The 15,048-nt window shown below is 61.4% G+C and carries 12 protein-coding genes and 1 riboswitch; of the genes, 6 read left to right on the top strand and 6 right to left on the bottom strand.

Translation table 11 applies throughout. From position 1 onward, the window contains the following. Window positions 1-248 precede the first annotated feature (248 nt). Together thiE and H585_RS0115745 are read right to left on the bottom strand one after the other, a co-directional pair. Complete coding sequence (gene thiE, locus H585_RS0115750) at window positions 249-890, bottom strand: thiamine phosphate synthase (protein WP_027368528.1); 642 nt, start codon at window positions 888-890, stop codon at window positions 249-251. A 4-nt stretch (window positions 891-894) separates the two neighbouring features. Further along, entirely contained in the window at window positions 895-1,689 is a 795-nt protein-coding gene (locus H585_RS0115745) for a sulfide-dependent adenosine diphosphate thiazole synthase (protein WP_027368527.1), read from the bottom strand. Window positions 1,690-1,793: 104 nt separating this feature from the next. After that, window positions 1,794-1,897, bottom strand: a riboswitch (TPP riboswitch). Window positions 1,898-2,096: 199 nt separating this feature from the next. Here H585_RS0115745 and H585_RS0115740 point away from each other — a divergent pair. The 4 genes from H585_RS0115740 (at window position 2,097) to H585_RS0115720 (ending at window position 7,072) form a co-directional block, all read left to right on the top strand. Continuing rightward, window positions 2,097-2,663 (top strand): cupin domain-containing protein, encoded by a 567-nt coding sequence (locus H585_RS0115740; RefSeq protein ID WP_027368526.1) that lies wholly within the window; start codon window positions 2,097-2,099, stop codon window positions 2,661-2,663. A gap of 12 nt (window positions 2,664-2,675) precedes the next feature. Next, window positions 2,676-4,325: an AMP-binding protein gene (locus H585_RS0115735; protein WP_027368525.1), complete on the top strand. Its 1,650-nt coding sequence runs from the start codon at window positions 2,676-2,678 to the stop codon at window positions 4,323-4,325. Window positions 4,326-5,105: 780 nt separating this feature from the next. After that, entirely contained in the window at window positions 5,106-5,522 is a 417-nt protein-coding gene (locus H585_RS0115725) for an RDD family protein (RefSeq protein ID WP_161628433.1), read from the top strand. A 302-nt stretch (window positions 5,523-5,824) separates the two neighbouring features. Beyond that, on the top strand, window positions 5,825-7,072 hold the full coding sequence (locus tag H585_RS0115720; RefSeq protein WP_027368522.1) for a patatin-like phospholipase family protein: 1,248 nt from the start codon (window positions 5,825-5,827) through the stop codon (window positions 7,070-7,072). Between the two features lie 391 nt (window positions 7,073-7,463). Here the strand turns inward: H585_RS0115720 and H585_RS21660 are convergent, their stop codons facing one another. Together H585_RS21660 and H585_RS0115710 are read right to left on the bottom strand one after the other, a co-directional pair. After that, a complete protein-coding gene (locus H585_RS21660; RefSeq protein WP_244432575.1) occupies window positions 7,464-8,033 on the bottom strand; it encodes a hypothetical protein in 570 nt (189 codons plus the stop codon). Window positions 8,034-8,107: 74 nt separating this feature from the next. Further along, a complete protein-coding gene (locus H585_RS0115710; protein ID WP_027368521.1) occupies window positions 8,108-8,668 on the bottom strand; it encodes a hypothetical protein in 561 nt (186 codons plus the stop codon). Window positions 8,669-8,818: 150 nt separating this feature from the next. On the opposite strand from H585_RS0115710, the gene hcp (H585_RS0115705) reads away from it, so the two are divergent. Together hcp (H585_RS0115705) and hcp (H585_RS0115700) are read left to right on the top strand one after the other, a co-directional pair. Next, on the top strand, window positions 8,819-10,477 hold the full coding sequence (hcp, locus tag H585_RS0115705) for a hydroxylamine reductase (RefSeq protein ID WP_027368520.1): 1,659 nt from the start codon (window positions 8,819-8,821) through the stop codon (window positions 10,475-10,477). 262 nt (window positions 10,478-10,739) lie between these two features. Continuing rightward, window positions 10,740-12,464, top strand: coding sequence for a hydroxylamine reductase (gene hcp, locus H585_RS0115700; protein ID WP_034628277.1), 1,725 nt, complete (start codon window positions 10,740-10,742; stop codon window positions 12,462-12,464). A gap of 480 nt (window positions 12,465-12,944) precedes the next feature. Here hcp (H585_RS0115700) and H585_RS0115695 read toward each other — a convergent pair whose 3' ends face one another. Both H585_RS0115695 and H585_RS0115690 read right to left on the bottom strand, forming a co-directional pair. After that, window positions 12,945-14,186, bottom strand: a complete 1,242-nt coding sequence (locus H585_RS0115695; protein ID WP_027368518.1) for a molybdopterin molybdotransferase MoeA — start codon at window positions 14,184-14,186, stop codon at window positions 12,945-12,947. A gap of 199 nt (window positions 14,187-14,385) precedes the next feature. Continuing rightward, window positions 14,386-14,940: a sugar O-acetyltransferase gene (locus H585_RS0115690; protein ID WP_027368517.1), complete on the bottom strand. Its 555-nt coding sequence runs from the start codon at window positions 14,938-14,940 to the stop codon at window positions 14,386-14,388. Window positions 14,941-15,048 lie beyond the last annotated feature (108 nt).

Raw genomic sequence — 15,048 nt, 5'->3', positions numbered from 1 at the left:
GACAGGGAGCGGCGCTCCCCGCACTTACCAGCTTTTCCATTTCAAGCGCAACACGCTGTAGGCTGTCCCGCAGGCGTCATGCCCGCATGGTTGGCCTGTTGCTCCCAGAGCATTCTGCAATTGAAATGCGCGGTCCAGGACACGCCTGATCCACAAATAAACGCATCCTGGAGCCGCATCAGTCTCAGCTTCTCCAGGATGCGTATGCGCGCGTCCAGCGCGGCCGAGAATGGAAAAAACCAGGCTGATCAGCTCGGCCAGAGACGGGCATGGAGAGCTGCAAGCTCCATCGCGGCCCATTTGGGAGAATCCGCCGAACAGATGGCCGATGAAACGGCCAACCCGTGCGCCCCGGCCGCGAGCACGATCCGCGCGTTATGCGGTCCTATGCCGCCGATGGCTACCACGGGCCGTCCGGCCAGGACGCTGGCCCTGGCGTATTCGTCCATGTCCCAAGGCGCGGGCGCGTCGGGCTTGGTGCGCGTCGGGAAAACCGGTCCAAGCCCGAAGTAGTCGGCGTCCGTGGCTTTGGCTTCTTCGAGTTCGGCCATGTCGTGCACCGTCAGGCCGATGATCGCCCGGGGGCCGAGCAGCCGCCGCGCATCGGCGTAGGGCATGTCCTGCCTGCCGAGGTGCACGCCGGCCGCGCCGACCGCCAGGGCCACATCGACCCGATCGTTGATGATGAGCGGCGCCCCGGCGGCGTCGCAGATCGGCTTTATGCGCCACGCGCGCTCCAGGAACTCACGGGTCGTGGCCTGCTTCTCGCGCAACTGCACCATTGTGACGCCCCCGGCCAGCGCTTCGGCCACAACCCAAGCGAGATCCCGGCCCATGCAGCCCGCGGGATCGGTGACCAGATAAAGGCGCAGGTCGAGACGCGCGGGCATGGGCCTACCCTGCCCTCAAGCGGGCGAGGATCTCGGCGGCGACCTTTTCCCCCGACAGGAGCATGCCGCCGAAGATGGGTCCCATGCGGTAGGACCCGAACGTCGCGTTTGCGGCCATGCCCGCCACCCAGATTCCCGGAAAGACCTCCCGCGTATTGTCCACGGTGTGCGCCTCGGCCACCTCGGCCCACAGGGATTGCTCGCCTTCGATGCCCCCGGAGGCTGTCGTCAGCCGCACGCTGTTCTTGCGCACGAGCTTCTTGAGAACCTCCACGGCATGGCCCGTGGCTTCGATGACATGGGTGCTGGCGATGGTCACGGGATCCACGTGCAGGCCGGCGATCTCCACGGGCGAGGAGTTGATGACCAAGCCGGTGACGCGCTTAACTCCATTGCTCTCGCGCAGGACCACATCCTCCACGCTCATGCAGTTGAAGACCTTGGCCCCGGCCAGGCAGGCGGCGGAGGCCAGGGCGGTCGTGGCGGTGACCGCGTCGGCCACCCAGTAGCCGGGCTTGTACTCCTTCAGGGGCACGCCGACTTCTTCGAGCAGGTGCTTGCTCTCCGTCTGAACCACGATCATGTTCCAGGTCATGCCTCCGCCCCACATGCCGCCGCCGAGCGACAGCTTGCGCTCGAACAGTGCGACGTTGCAGCCGGCCTGGGCCAGCTTGCGCGCCGCGGTCATGCCGGAGGGGCCGCCGCCGACAATGGCTACGTCGAGCGAAAGGCTCTCCTTGAACTTGCGAAAGTACTCGCTGGCGATCGCTTCGGTGATGATGACTTCGTCGAGGGCCACGACAATTCCTCCAGGCTTGTGGTTACGCTCTCTCCTCGGGGCGAGATCGGCCTGACAGGGGATAGTCATGATGCGAATGGCAACGTAGCGGAGGACGGGCCGAAATGTTCGGCTCTCCGATTCCCTACGGCAGCACGACCTGCGTCAGGTTCCATGGGTATGATCTCAGCCCCGTCCCACTTGGAACGGGGCACCCCAATCGGATTCGGCTTCAGTATTCCACTTGGCTGATCCTGGCAAGGGCGGAAGACTTGCAGCAAGAGACACGACCGGCTTGGCCTGCCCCGCCGCGACCTGCCGCGTATTCGGCTTGGAAAATGTTCGAATTTGTAGTACTGACGACCCGATCTTTCATCGTCCCAACTTTTTCCTTTCCACACCAACCCAATTCTTGGCCGGAGGCAGGCATGAAGAGCGAGAAGCTTGGCGCGCGCATCCGCACGTATCGCGAACGCAAGAACTTGAGCCGCGATGAGCTGGCGCAAAGGTCCGGGCTGTCCCTGGACATTATCAACGCGCTGGAGGAGCAGGACCTCTACCCCTCCCTCGGCCCGCTACTCAAGGTAACGCGCGCTCTAGGCCTGCGCCTCGGCACCTTCATGGACGACGCCGGCAGCACCGACCCGCTCGTCGTGCGCAAGGACCAGCGCAAGCAGGGGCTGGCAATGCACACCCCGCGTCATGGCGAGGCCCTGCGCTTCTACTCCCTGGGCAAGGGCAAGGCCGATCGGCACATGGAGCCTTTCTTCATCGAGATCCTGCCCGAGTCCGCCGCGGACAAGAGCCTGTCCAGCCACGAAGGCGAGGAGTTCATCGTGGTGCACAAGGGCAAGCTCGAGGTCGTCTACGCCAGGCAGACCTACGTGCTGGAGGCCGGCGATTCCATCTATCTCAATTCCGTGGTGCCGCACTGGGTTGGCTGTCACGGCGACGAGCCGGCGGAGATTTACGCCGTGCTCTACTTCCCGGACTAAGGAGGCCCGTCCATGACCAAGGCGCTTCGCGAACTCACCCTTGGCCAGCTCCTCGACGAGACGGTGGCCAAGTACCCCGACATCGACGCCGTGATCTATGTGGACCGGGACTTCCGGCTCACCTGGCGCCAGTTCGGCGCGCTTGTGGACGACCTGGCCAAGGGCCTCATGGCCATGGGCATCGAACCCGGCGAGAAGGTGGCCATCTGGGCCACCAACGTGCCCTACTGGGTCGCGCTCATGTTCGCCACGGCCAAGGTCGGCGCCGTGCTGCTCACGGTGAACACCAACTACAAGCAGAACGAGATCAAGTATCTCCTGTCTCACTCCGAGACGGAGAACCTTTTCATCATCGACGGCTACCGCGACACGGATTACGTGCAGACGATCTACGAGCTCGTGCCCGAGCTCAAGACCGAGCAACGCGGCTTCATGAAAAGCGAGACCTTCCCGCACCTCAAGCGGGTCCTGTTCCTGGGGCCCGAGAAGCACCGGGGCATGTACTCCATCCCCGAGATCCTGTCCCTGGCCTCCATGGTCGACGACGAGGAATACAAGGCCCGCCAGGACAGCCTGTCGCCGCACGATGTGGTGAACATGCAGTACACCTCGGGCACCACTGGCTTTCCCAAGGGCGTCATGCTCTCGCACTACTCGATCCTCAACAACGGCTTCTGGATCGGCGAGAATCAGAAGTTCACGCACAAGGACCGGGTCTGCCTGCCCGTGCCGCTGTTCCACTGCTTCGGCTGCGTGCTGGGCGTCATGGCCTGCGTTAATCACGGCGCGGCCATGGTCCTGCTGGAGACCTTCGACCCGCTGCAGGTCATGGCCAGCGTGGACGCCGAGAAGTGCACGGCCCTGTACGGCGTGCCGACCATGTTCATCGCGGTGCTGGAGCACAAGCTCTTCGAGCGCTTCGACTACTCCTCCCTGCGCACGGGCATCATGGCCGGCTCGCCATGCCCGGTGGAGGTCATGAAGAAGGTCATGGACCGCATGAACATGAAGGACATCACCATCTGCTACGGCCTGACCGAGACCGCGCCGGTGATGACCCAGACGCGCGTGGACGACAGCATCCGCGACCGCACCGAGACCGTGGGCAAGTCCATGCCCGAGATCGAGGTCTGCATCATGGACCCCGAGACCAGGCAGGTCGTGCCGCCCAATACCGTGGGCGAGATCTGCTGCCGGGGCTACAACCTCATGAAGGGCTACTACAACAACGCCAAGGCCACTACCGAGGCCATCGATGCGCATGGCTGGCTGCACTCGGGCGACCTGGGCGTCATGGACGAGCGCGGCTACGTGACCATCACCGGCCGGCTCAAGGACATGATCATTCGCGGCGGCGAGAACATCTACCCGCGTGAAATCGAGGAGTTCCTGTACTCCATGCCGGGCATCCGCGACGTGCAGGTGGCGGGCGTGCCCAGCCGCAAGTACGGCGAGGAGGTCGGCGCGTTCATCATCCTCAAGGAAGGCGCGAACCTGGCCCCCGAGGACGTGCGCGACTTCTGCCGCGGCAAGATCGCCTGGCACAAGATACCCAAGTACGTGGCTTTCGTGCAGGACTACCCCATGACCGCCAGCGGCAAGATCCAGAAGTACAAGCTGCGCGAAATGGCGGCCGAACTGTTCCCCGAGGCCATGCAGTAGGATTGCCTCCGGCGGCCAAAGTGGCCCTTTATCTGGATAGGCCCTTTGGAAACCCCGCCAGGGGAATCATTCCCCTGGACCCCGCGATTTGAATTTGAAAGCGAAGCGGCCCCGGACGAAAATCTGGGGCCGCTTGCGTTTGTATTCTCTTGGCTTTATTGCAGGATGACATTAGTCGAGCAACCCCAATGGCCGGTGGGATATGTGCACGCAGCACATGAGGCGGGGACTGGCTGTTTCTGAATCAGCCAGAGCATTTCGAAGCAAGGACATACGTACTCTGTAGGTCGATCCATCATGAACAGTATTCAAACGGAACTTCCACGTATTATTCGTATCGCGAAGTGGCTGACCTGGGGATCAGTCCTGGCTTTTTTGGTTAAGCTTTCCTCGCTCCTGCTTCTTGCTCCTTCAAGCGTTCTGGGCAACGTACTTTCGCTAGATCCCATAATCCTCTTTTGCTTCTTTCTGTACGTCAGAAGAAGAATCATGGTTAATTGGCTTCTAATCCTAGTGATAGTGTATAATTTAGCTAATATTCTGATGTCCTTGCTTCCCCTGGGGAGCATGGGTTTTTATAGTTCAACATCTATAATCATTATTAGCTTTATTCAGTATTCGCTTATTGCCACAGCCTATGGATTGCTTTTAACACGCGAAGCCAGAAGCTTTTTTACAAAGAAAAAGTCTTAAAGCCTCTTCGCAAGAGTTGGTCTGGTAATGGCATTTCCCTCCCCCAGATCCCAGCCACAAGAGGGCGATGGCCTCCTTGGCCCGCGCATGTCATTAGCAAACCGCTCTAGTCATCCAGCAAATGCTCTGCTCATGAAAAGAGTAGCTGCCAATGTGCATGATCTATTGAGAACAACTCTCTTTCACATCCCCGTATTCATTTTTATTGTTGCACTTCTCATTCTCTTTCAAGAGGAGGGGAGAATTGTCGCCGCTTTGTCTGCTTTTTTCGGAGTCTCAAGTTTTCTTATTCCTTGGCTCTACTTTGCATCTGCCGAGTCTTCGTTTCGACAGGCGACCAAAGGCAAGCGTGCGGAGGGATTCATCGTCGTTGATAAGGCTGGCCGCAGGATAAGCTTTTGCCGGGCAACGCTCCGCCATTTGCTCTTCCTGCTGTGCAGCTTGACCTTTGGCTTGGCTTTCATCCCCCGGTCTCTTCAGCAAAAAAGGCCTGTTCCTGCATGACTACCTGTCCAGAACTCGGGTAGTTCCAAGCACTCCGGCAACCCCAGGTTTCTCACCCAGGTAGATTGCCCTTCACAAAGCAACCCCTTCCCACCCGCACGGCGGAAACGTGGCGCTCGACCTCGGATTGCCCAACGCACCAGAAGAGGACTGCTCCGACCTTGTCAGTTCCCAAACGCAAGGGTGGGCGACATGCTTGGGGCCTGGACGATTTCTGGTATAATAAAATAATTTTCGACGCCGGAAGTGGAATTGACCCCTCTGAATCCGCCGGATAGTCTTCCTATAGTGGAGGACCTCTCATGCGCGCGGAAGGCGTCTTCGCTCTTGGCCTCTGGCGGACAAGGCCCTGGAGGCTGCTGAATCGGCGATTCAATCGCATGATCATCTGCGTGCTCGCCGTCGTCGCACTCGCGGCCTGCGCCGGAGTGGCCAGAAAGAACGCCGTCCCCGAGGACCTCACGACGCAGGCTGTCGTGCCGGGCATGGCCGACGTTCGCTATCGCTCCGGCATTGACCAGAAAGAAATCCTACGCGAAGGCATCGCATCCTTTTATCGCGAGCAGGCCTATCTCGCGTCCCGTGGACACCGTGAGGCGATGCCGCCAGCGGTGTTCCTGGCCATTTCAGGCGGCGGCGACAACGGCGCCTTCGGCGCAGGCCTCCTTAACGGCTGGACCGTCGCCGGCAACCGGCCGGAATTCAAGCTTGTGACCGGCGTAAGCACCGGAGCGCTCATCGCTCCGTTCGCATTCCTTGGGCCGGCATACGACGACGAACTCAAGCGGTTCTACACGACCGTATCGCCCTCGGACGTCGCAATTCGACGCTGGTTCCTGGCCGCGATAACCAGCGACGCCCTGACCGACAATGCACCGCTCTGGAAGCTTGTGGAAAATGCGGTGGACCAGGCGCTGCTGGATGCCATCGCCGTAGAGTACGAAAAAGGCAGGCTGCTCCTGGTCGCCACCGTGGATCTGGACGCCCGCCAATCCGTGCTTTGGAACATGACGAAAATCGCAGCAAGTCGCGATTCCAAGGCGCTCGACCTGTTCCGTTCCATCCTGATCGCCTCCGCCGCGATCCCTGTCGCCTTCCCGCCGGTGATGATCGACGTCGAGGCCCACGGCCACGAATACCAGGAGATGCACGTGGACGGCGGCACCATGTCGCAGGTCTTCGTCTATCCGCCCTCCCTTCGTGTGGGGGAGACAAGCGATAAATACCACGTGGTCCGCGAGCGCAAGCTCTACGTGATCCGCAATGCCCGCCTTGACCCCGAGTGGGCCTCGGTCGAGCGCAGGACCATGACCATCGGCGAACGGGCCATCTCCTCGCTCATCCACACCCAGGGGATTGGGGATCTGTACACGATCTACCTGACCAGCAAGCGCGACGGCGTGGACTACAATCTCGCGTTCATCCCGGCGAGCTTCGATGCGCCGCACCAGGAAAATTTTGACACCGAGTACATGCGCGCGTTGTTCCGGACCGGTTTCGACATGTCGGCGAAGGGTTACCCGTGGGAAAAGACGCCGCCCGGCTTCTGAGGCTAAGGCGGGAGTCATGCGTGGATTGTTGATGAGAATCTTTGGAGAGGTCCGGGCCTGCATCGGACCCGAAATCACGAAACAAACCCAATTGCCCGCAAGCCCTTGCGCATGAGGGGTTGAGCAGGCATCGCACATTGCGTGCGCGCTCTCTAACCGCCAAGGACTTGCGAGGCCAGGGCGGGCTAAGGCCTTCTCGGCTCCTATTCAAGATGCCTTGGCTGTGCGCCAATGAATTGCGCGTCCAAGGCGCGCCCGTGCCTTCAACTCTTCTTCAGTCGAGCTTGGCGCATATGCCCGCGAGTATCTCGCTCTCCAAGGCGTGCGTGGGGAAGCACTGAAAGCCTAAGATGTCCTTGGCCCCCATGGAGCTGGTGAACTCAAGGCGGGCCTAGGAGAGCAGCGTCGTCAGCCACTCGCTATCTTTCTGCTGTCTGCGCAAGAAGTCACGCGTGAGCTGATACGAGGCCGAGGCGGTTATTCTGGTCCGGCCGTCTTCCAGGGGCGTGAGCAGTACGGTCGCCTTGCCAGTCAGCTGAGCGGTGCGTTCGGAGCGGGTGAGTTTTTTGTTGTCCATGGTCTCGTACTTCACGTGACTAGTCGACGCCTTGAAATCGTATTCGCACCGGGTCCAGTATTCCTGCACCCAGCTCTGCACCGATCCGCAGTCGATGAGCGCGTCGGGCTGAGCAGGGGTGAAGCTGGCGTGAATGACGCGGGAATCCCTGGCCACGATGCCAAGGTCGTAGGACTTTCCGGACAGGTAGGCCACGGTGGCTTCCCAAGTCGCGTCCGGGCCGTGCGCGACCACAATGGATAGTGGGGACAGATCCGCCGGAGGGACTGGGGGGGTGTAGGTGTAGGCACCCCTGGTACAGGAGGCGCAGACGCAGACGAGCACTAGCGGCAGCAGGCCCAAGGCGGCCGGCAATTTGTGGTAATAGCGGCTAGTGGCTCTCATGGTTTTCTGGTCGGTATTCACAGCAGGTTAACAGGTCAGTCTGCCTCAACAGCACTGCCCCCTGACCTGGGCAATCAACCGACCTCGGCAACGGGCCTGCCCAGGATCTCCTCGACCTTGGCCACCAGGCCGTCCAGGTCCGCCGGCCCCACTATCAGGTATGTGTCGCCGTCATACAGGCAGAGCACGCGATGCTGCCGAGTGAGCACCATGGCCGTGGCGCCCGTGGGCAGGAGGTACTGACCTGCGCGGTAGGGGCCGAAGCTCATGCCGCTCTGCTTCTCCACCAAAGCAACGTCCTGGTCGCGCTTGAGATTCGAGAGGAAGGCCTGCTTGACCTCCTGGGCGAGCATGGCCTTGTGCACGAAAGGATCGGCCATGGCCAGCACGCCGTCGGTTCCGGCCATGATCCGCGCCCGACCCGGCACCACATAGAGCACGTAGTGGCTGATGAGCAGGAGCGGGATGAACATGATGAGCATGACCACGCCGGAGGTATACATGCCGCCCCGGAAGAACCAGGTCGTGACACCGCCCACCAGAACGGCGAACAGCAGAAAGAAAATCACCACCAGTGGCGGCATGCCCACGGGGAATTCGGCGGGCGGCTGGAGAGTTTTTTCGTCCTGGTTCACTATTGGCTCCTTTCTTTGATATGCATCACGGACTGGGAGGACTCCCGACTGTACGGTCGTCTCAACGACGGGATCGAACGAGCCTCCCCGCAAGGGGGAGAAAGACGGCCCGGCGGGCCAACCGGACTTCCAACCAAAGGAGCGACCTTTATGTTTTGTTACCAATGTGAGCAGGCGGCCAAAGGCGAAGGATGCACCAAGATCGGTGTATGTGGCAAGCAGCCGGAAGTCGCGGATCTGCAGGACCTTACGGCCTATGTCCTGCGCGGCCTGTCCCTTGTGGCCCTGGAAGGCCGCAAGACCGGCAACGTGGTTGCCGAGGCCGACCAGTATACCGTGGCACTGCTCTTTTCCACGCTGACCAACGTTAACTTCGATCCCGAGTACTTCGTCAACGCCATCAGGCAGATCGTACGCTACCGGGACGAACTGCGCGCCATGATCGAAAACACGGGCCGCGACCTGCAGCTGCCCGAAGGACCGGCCACTTTCGAGCCTGCTGCGGACAGCGAAGGCGTCATTCGGCAGGCTCAGGGCAAGGGGCTCAAGAACTACCCCACCAACGACCCCGACATCGCCTCGCTCATGCACACCGTGCTTTTCGGCCTCAAGGGCGTGGCAGCCTACACCGACCATGCTCAGATCCTCGGCGTGAAGGACGAGGAGCACTACAAGAACTTCCACGAGGCCCTGGCCGCAGGCTGGGACGGCAAGGAGCGCGGGCTTCAGGAGTGGGTCGGCCTGGCCCTCAAGGTCGGCGAGCTGAACCTCAAGGCCATGGAGCTGCTGGACAAGGCCAACACCGGCGCCTACGGCAACCCCGTGCCGACGCAGGTGCCGCTAGGCCACCGCAAGAACAAGGCCATCCTCATCTCGGGCCACGACCTGCGCGACCTGCACATGCTGCTGGAGCAGACCAAGGGCAAGGGCATCGACATCTATACCCACGGCGAGATGCTGCCCACCCACGGCTACCCCGAGTTGAAGAAGTTTGATCACTTCTACGGCAACTGGGGAACGGCCTGGCAAAACCAGCAGAAGGAATTCCCGACCTTCCCCGGCGCGATCCTCATGACCACCAACTGCCTGCAGCGCGCCCAGCAGAGCTACGAGCACAACCTGTTCACCACCGGCCTGGTGGGCTGGCCCAGCGTGACGCACATCGAAGCCGATAGCACGGGCTACAAGGACTTCTCGCCGGTCATCAACCGCGCCCTGGAGCTGCCCGGCTTCACCGAGGACGAGGATCGCGGCCATGTCATGGTCGGCTTCGGCCACGATGCTGTGCTCGGCGTGGCGGACAAGATCATCGACGCGGTCAAGTCCGGGGCCATCAAGCACTTCTTCCTGGTGGGCGGCTGCGACGGCGCCAAACCAGGCCGCAACTACTACACCGAGTTCGTGGAGAAGGCCCCCAAGGATACGGTCATCCTGACCTTGGCCTGCGGCAAGTACCGCTTCTACGACAAGGACCTGGGCACCATCGGAGGCCTGCCGCGGCTCATCGACATCGGCCAGTGCAACGACTCCTACTCGGCCATCCAGATCGCCGTGGCCCTGTCCAAGGCCTTCAACGTGGGTGTCAACGAGTTGCCTCTGTCCATGATCCTGTCCTGGTACGAGCAGAAGGCCGTGGCCATCCTGCTGACCCTGCTGGCCCTGGGCATCAAGAACATCCGCCTCGGACCCTCGCTGCCGGCGTTCATCACTCCCAACGTGCTCAACTTCCTGGTGCAGAACTACGACATCAAGCCCATCAGCACCCCGGATCAGGACCTGGAAGCCATCCTGGGCAATAAGGCTGCCTAGCCGTAAACGCACAAGAGAGGGCTAAGTCCTCTCCCGAATAACGGAAAACCCCGTCGGATAAAATCCGATGGGGTTTTCCGTTCCCTGGCGGGCGGCAATTAATTTATCCGTTTCAGCTCAATTTTCTTCCTTTTTTGACGTGCATCACGGACCGGGAAGGCTCCCGAATATACTGTCGACCCAACGACGAAATCGAACGGGCATCCCGCCCTCAAAAAAGGCCCGGCGGGCCTACCCGATTTTCAACTTAAGGAGCGACCCAATGTCCATGTTCTGTTATCAGTGCGAGCAGGCTGCCAAGGGCGAAGGATGCACCAAGATCGGCGTGTGCGGCAAACAGCCCGACGTGGCGGCCTTGCAGGATCTCGTGATCTGGTGTTTGCGCGGCCTGGCCCTCGTGGCCGTGGAGGCCCGCAAGGCCGGTGTGCCCACCCGCGAAGCCGATGAACTTGCGGTCAAGGGCCTCTTCGCGACCCTGACCAATGTGAATTTCGATCCCGAGTACTTCGAGCATCTCGCCAGCGACATCATCCGCGAGCGCGAGAGCCTCAAGGCCAAACTCGCGCCTTCGGGCGTGGTCGGCATGCTCAAGAACGGCATCGCCAAGCTGACCGGCAACGGCGATACCGCCGGCGGGAAGTTCGAGCGCGGCCCGGCAGCCTACACCCTGCCCAGCGGCATCGCTTCCATGGTCGCCGACGGCGAGAAGTTCGCCGGCCTCAAGTCCTACCCCACGGACAACGCGGACATCGCCTCGCTCATGCACACGGTGCTCTTCGGCATCCGCGGCGTGGCCGCCTACGCCGACCACGCCCAGATTCTGGGCCAGTGCGACGAAGGGCTGTACGCCTTCCTGCACGAAGCTCTGGCAGCAGGCTGGGACGGCGTTCAGCGCGACCTCGGCGCATGGGTCGGCCTGTCCCTCAAGGTCGGCGAGTACAACCTCAAGGCCATGGAGCTGCTTGATGCGGGCAACACCGGGACCTACGGCCACCCTACGCCCACCAAAGTCCCGCTCGGCCACCGCAAGAACAAGTGCATTCTCGTCTCGGGTCACGACCTCAAGGACCTGCACATGCTTCTTGAGCAGACCAAGGGCAAGGGCATCGACATCTACACCCACGGCGAGATGCTGCCCACCCACGGCTACCCCGAGCTGAAGAAATACGAGCACTTCTATGGCCACTTCGGCACGGCCTGGCAGAACCAACACAAGGAGTTCCCGACCTTCCCTGGCCCCATTGTCATGACCACGAACTGCATCCAGAAGCCGCAGGGCGCATACGAAAAGAACATCTTCACCACCGGCCTGGTGGGCTGGCCCGGCGTGCCGAGCGTGCCGGCCGACGCGCGCGGCGACAAGGATTTCTCGGATGTCATCCGGCGCGCCCAGGAAATGCCCGGCTTCACTGACGACCAGGACAAGGGCGGCGTCATGGTCGGCTTCGCGCGCAACGCCGTGCTCGGCGTGGCCGACAAGGTCATCGAGGCGGTCAAGTCCGGAGCCATCAGGCACTTCTTCCTCGTGGCCGGCTGCGACGGCGCCAAGCCCGGCCGCAACTACTACACCGAGTTCGTGGAGAAGGCCCCCAAGGATACGGTCATCCTGACCCTGGCCTGCGGCAAGTTCCGCTTCTTCGACAAGGACCTGGGCACCATCGGCGGCCTGCCGAGGCTGCTCGACATCGGCCAGTGCAACGACGCCTACTCGGCCATCCAGATCGCCGTGGCCCTGTCCAAGGCCTTCGGCGTGGGCGTCAACGAGCTGCCCCTGTCCATGGTCCTGTCCTGGTACGAGCAAAAGGCAGTGGCCATCTTGCTGACCCTGCTGCACCTGGGCATCACGAACATCAGGCTCGGGCCCACGCTGCCGGCCTTCCTTACGCCCAACGTGGTCGACTTCCTGGTGCAGAACTACAACATCAAGCCCATCACGACCCCGGACCAGGACCTGGAAGCCATCCTGGGCGCGCAGGCCGTGGCCTAGCTGAATACGCACCGCAAAGCCTCTCCCGATAACGGAAAGCCCCGCCGGATAAGAATCCGGCGGGGCTTTCCCGTTTAGAGCAATTTGCGTTTGAACTGAGAGAGGGCGCTGCCCTCTCTCAGGCTCTCTCCCGGCAGGGAGCGGCGCTCCCTGCACCCCCATTTTTCATTTAATTTGCAAGGTGCTGTAGCGGCAAGCTTACTGGATATGCCTCCGGCGGCCAAAGGGGCCTTTTATCTGGATAGGCCCTTTGGAAACCCCGCCAGGGGTGACGCCCCCCTGGACCCGCGATGTTTGGATGAATGCCCGCAAGGCCCGGCATTCATCCAAGATAAGCTATTATTCGCAAGCTCGGACGTCTGCCGCCCGGCTGGCGCGGAGCGCGGTGCAATTTAGAAATATGGGGTCCAGGGGGCCGCGCTCCCTGGTGGGTGGGGTTCGGGGAGGGCAAAGCCCTCCCCGATTCTCTTAGCCTTTCTGCTACAGCAGCCAGACGTCCACGAGACTGCCGGCCTTGAGGCCTTCCAGCCGGGCATCCATGACGATGAGCCCTTCGGCCTGGAGCATGGTCTTGAGCAGGCCGGACTTGCCCAGCCTTGGCAATGCCAGGGGCGGCTGTCCGGGACGCTGCTGGAGGCTAACGCGCAGGTAGTCCTCGCGGCCGGCCTTGGAAGCCACGTTGCGGGCCAGCTCGGCTTGGCGCATGGGGCGGCGCGCTGGGTCGAAGGCCGCCGGGTCGCCGGCCAGATGACGCAGGAAAGGCATGCCGAAGGCGTGCATGACCACCTGGGCCGAGGTGACCTGTCCGGGCAGACCCCAGATGGGCTTGCCGGCCACGCTGGCCAGGATGGTCGGCTTGCCGGGGCTGACCTGCACGCCGTGCGCGAGGATTTGGCTGTTCGGGAGTTTGCCGATGGCCTCCACAGTAAGGTCGCGCGTGCCTACGGAACTGCCGCCCGAGAGGAAGAGCATGTCGCATTCGGCCAGTCCGCGCCGCAGTGCATCCACGATGACATCCAACCGGTCGGGCACACGTTCCAGGGCCACGGGTTCGGCTCCGGCCTCGGCCACCAGGGCGCAGACCGCGACGGTGTTCACGTCGCGCACCTGACCCACTCGCGGCGTGGCGCTAATGTCCACCAGCTCGTCGCCAGTGGACAGCACGGCCACGCGCGGCCTGCGGTGCACCAGGGCCGCATCGATCCCCAAGGCCGCCAGAAAGCCGATCTCCTGGGCGCGCAGACGCGTGCCGCGCGCCAGGGCCGTCTCGCCCGCCTTGGCGTCCTCGCCGCGCAGCATGACGTTGTCGTGCGGGGCCAGGGACTTGCGGATCTCGATGGTTCCGCTGCCCAGCTCCTGGGTATGCTCGATCATGACCACGGCATCGGCGCCCTCGGGCAGGATGCCGCCGGTGGTGATGGCCGCGCATTCACCCGACTGGATGGAAAAATCGGGAACGGCGTCGATGCGTAAACTGCCCGCGCTCTCCAGATAAGCCGGGTTGCCCTCGGACGCGCCGAAGGTGTCAGCCGCGCGCACGGCGTAGCCGTCCATGGACGACCGGTCCGCCAAAGGCAAATCCTCGCGGGCCGCGACGTCCTTGGCCAGCACCCGGCCATGGGCGGCTGAAAGCTCGGCATGCTCCGCGCCTAGAGGTGGGAAAGAGGTCAGTATCTCTCGAAAGCGGGCCGTGGAGACGACTTCGAAGAATCCGTGGGTCATGTGGGTCCGCCTAGTTTCCGGGTCCGTGAATTCAAGGGGTTTGGCTGCCAGGCCAATGGAATACGATACTCGCCGCGGAGGGTCCAGAGGCGAGAAGGAGTACCACGCCGACAACTTCAAGGCTTGGTCCACCTCGCCTGTGCCCTGGTCCTCCTCCGACGGTATCTATGAGATGGCTTCCAGTGTTAACAGGCCCAACCTATAGATTCTTAATGACTCTGCACGGATTGCCCGCGGCGACTACATTGGCGGGTATATCCTTTATCACGACGCTCCCTGCACCTATCGTCACGTTATCTCCGATTGTCACCCCAGGACAGATTATTGCGCCACCCCCAATCCAGACATTGTTGCCTATGACAATCGGCTTAGCGAATTCCTTTCCCGTAAGTCGTTCCATGGGGTCAACAGGATGAGAAGCGGTATAGATTTGGACATTTGGCGCTAGCAGGACATTGTCGCCGATTGTAACCATATTCACGTCAAGTATGGTACATCCGAAGTTGGCATAGAAGTTTTCACCAACCTGGATGTTATAGCCATAATCGCAATTGAAAGGTGCTTCGATATAAAAGGCACCCTTGGCGTTTATAAGCTGTTTTAGAATAGTCTGCTTTTTTTCTTTTTCAGTTGGTCTTGCATGATTAAACTCAAACGTTAAATTTCGAGCATAATCTCTTTCCCCGACCAACTCTTCATCGCCGCCATAATAAAGATCACCCGCCAACATCTTTTCTTTCTCGGTTCTGGCCATTACTCACCGTCTCTTTAGAGCAGATTGCTTTTAAGACGCCCGCTCCGGCGTTGACGGCGCAAGTGAATTGCGCCTACGCCTACGCGGCGGCAAGCCATGCCGACGCAT

The organism is Desulfocurvibacter africanus subsp. africanus DSM 2603, from assembly GCF_000422545.1.
GTDB classification, from domain to species: Bacteria; Desulfobacterota; Desulfovibrionia; order Desulfovibrionales; family Desulfovibrionaceae; genus Desulfocurvibacter; species Desulfocurvibacter africanus.
The sequence above is the reverse complement of the archived record's forward strand: the minus strand, read 5'-3'. Positions and strand labels throughout refer to the sequence as shown.

Bases quoted from the DNA above. Each gene is read 5' to 3' on its own strand.
- thiE (WP_027368528.1), bottom strand. From the start codon at position 890: ATGCCCGCGCGTCTCGACCTGCGCCTTTATCTGGTCACCGATCCCGCG.
- H585_RS0115740 (WP_027368526.1), top strand. From the start codon at position 2,097: ATGAAGAGCGAGAAGCTTGGCGCGCGCATCCGCACGTATCGCGAACGC.
- H585_RS0115735 (WP_027368525.1), top strand. From the start codon at position 2,676: ATGACCAAGGCGCTTCGCGAACTCACCCTTGGCCAGCTCCTCGACGAG.
- H585_RS0115725 (WP_161628433.1), top strand. From the start codon at position 5,106: ATGTCATTAGCAAACCGCTCTAGTCATCCAGCAAATGCTCTGCTCATG.
- H585_RS0115720 (WP_027368522.1), top strand. From the start codon at position 5,825: ATGCGCGCGGAAGGCGTCTTCGCTCTTGGCCTCTGGCGGACAAGGCCC.
- H585_RS21660 (WP_244432575.1), bottom strand. From the start codon at position 8,033: ATGAGAGCCACTAGCCGCTATTACCACAAATTGCCGGCCGCCTTGGGC.
- hcp (WP_027368520.1), top strand. From the start codon at position 8,819: ATGTTTTGTTACCAATGTGAGCAGGCGGCCAAAGGCGAAGGATGCACC.
- hcp (WP_034628277.1), top strand. From the start codon at position 10,740: ATGTCCATGTTCTGTTATCAGTGCGAGCAGGCTGCCAAGGGCGAAGGA.
- H585_RS0115695 (WP_027368518.1), bottom strand. From the start codon at position 14,186: ATGACCCACGGATTCTTCGAAGTCGTCTCCACGGCCCGCTTTCGAGAG.
- H585_RS0115690 (WP_027368517.1), bottom strand. From the start codon at position 14,940: ATGGCCAGAACCGAGAAAGAAAAGATGTTGGCGGGTGATCTTTATTAT.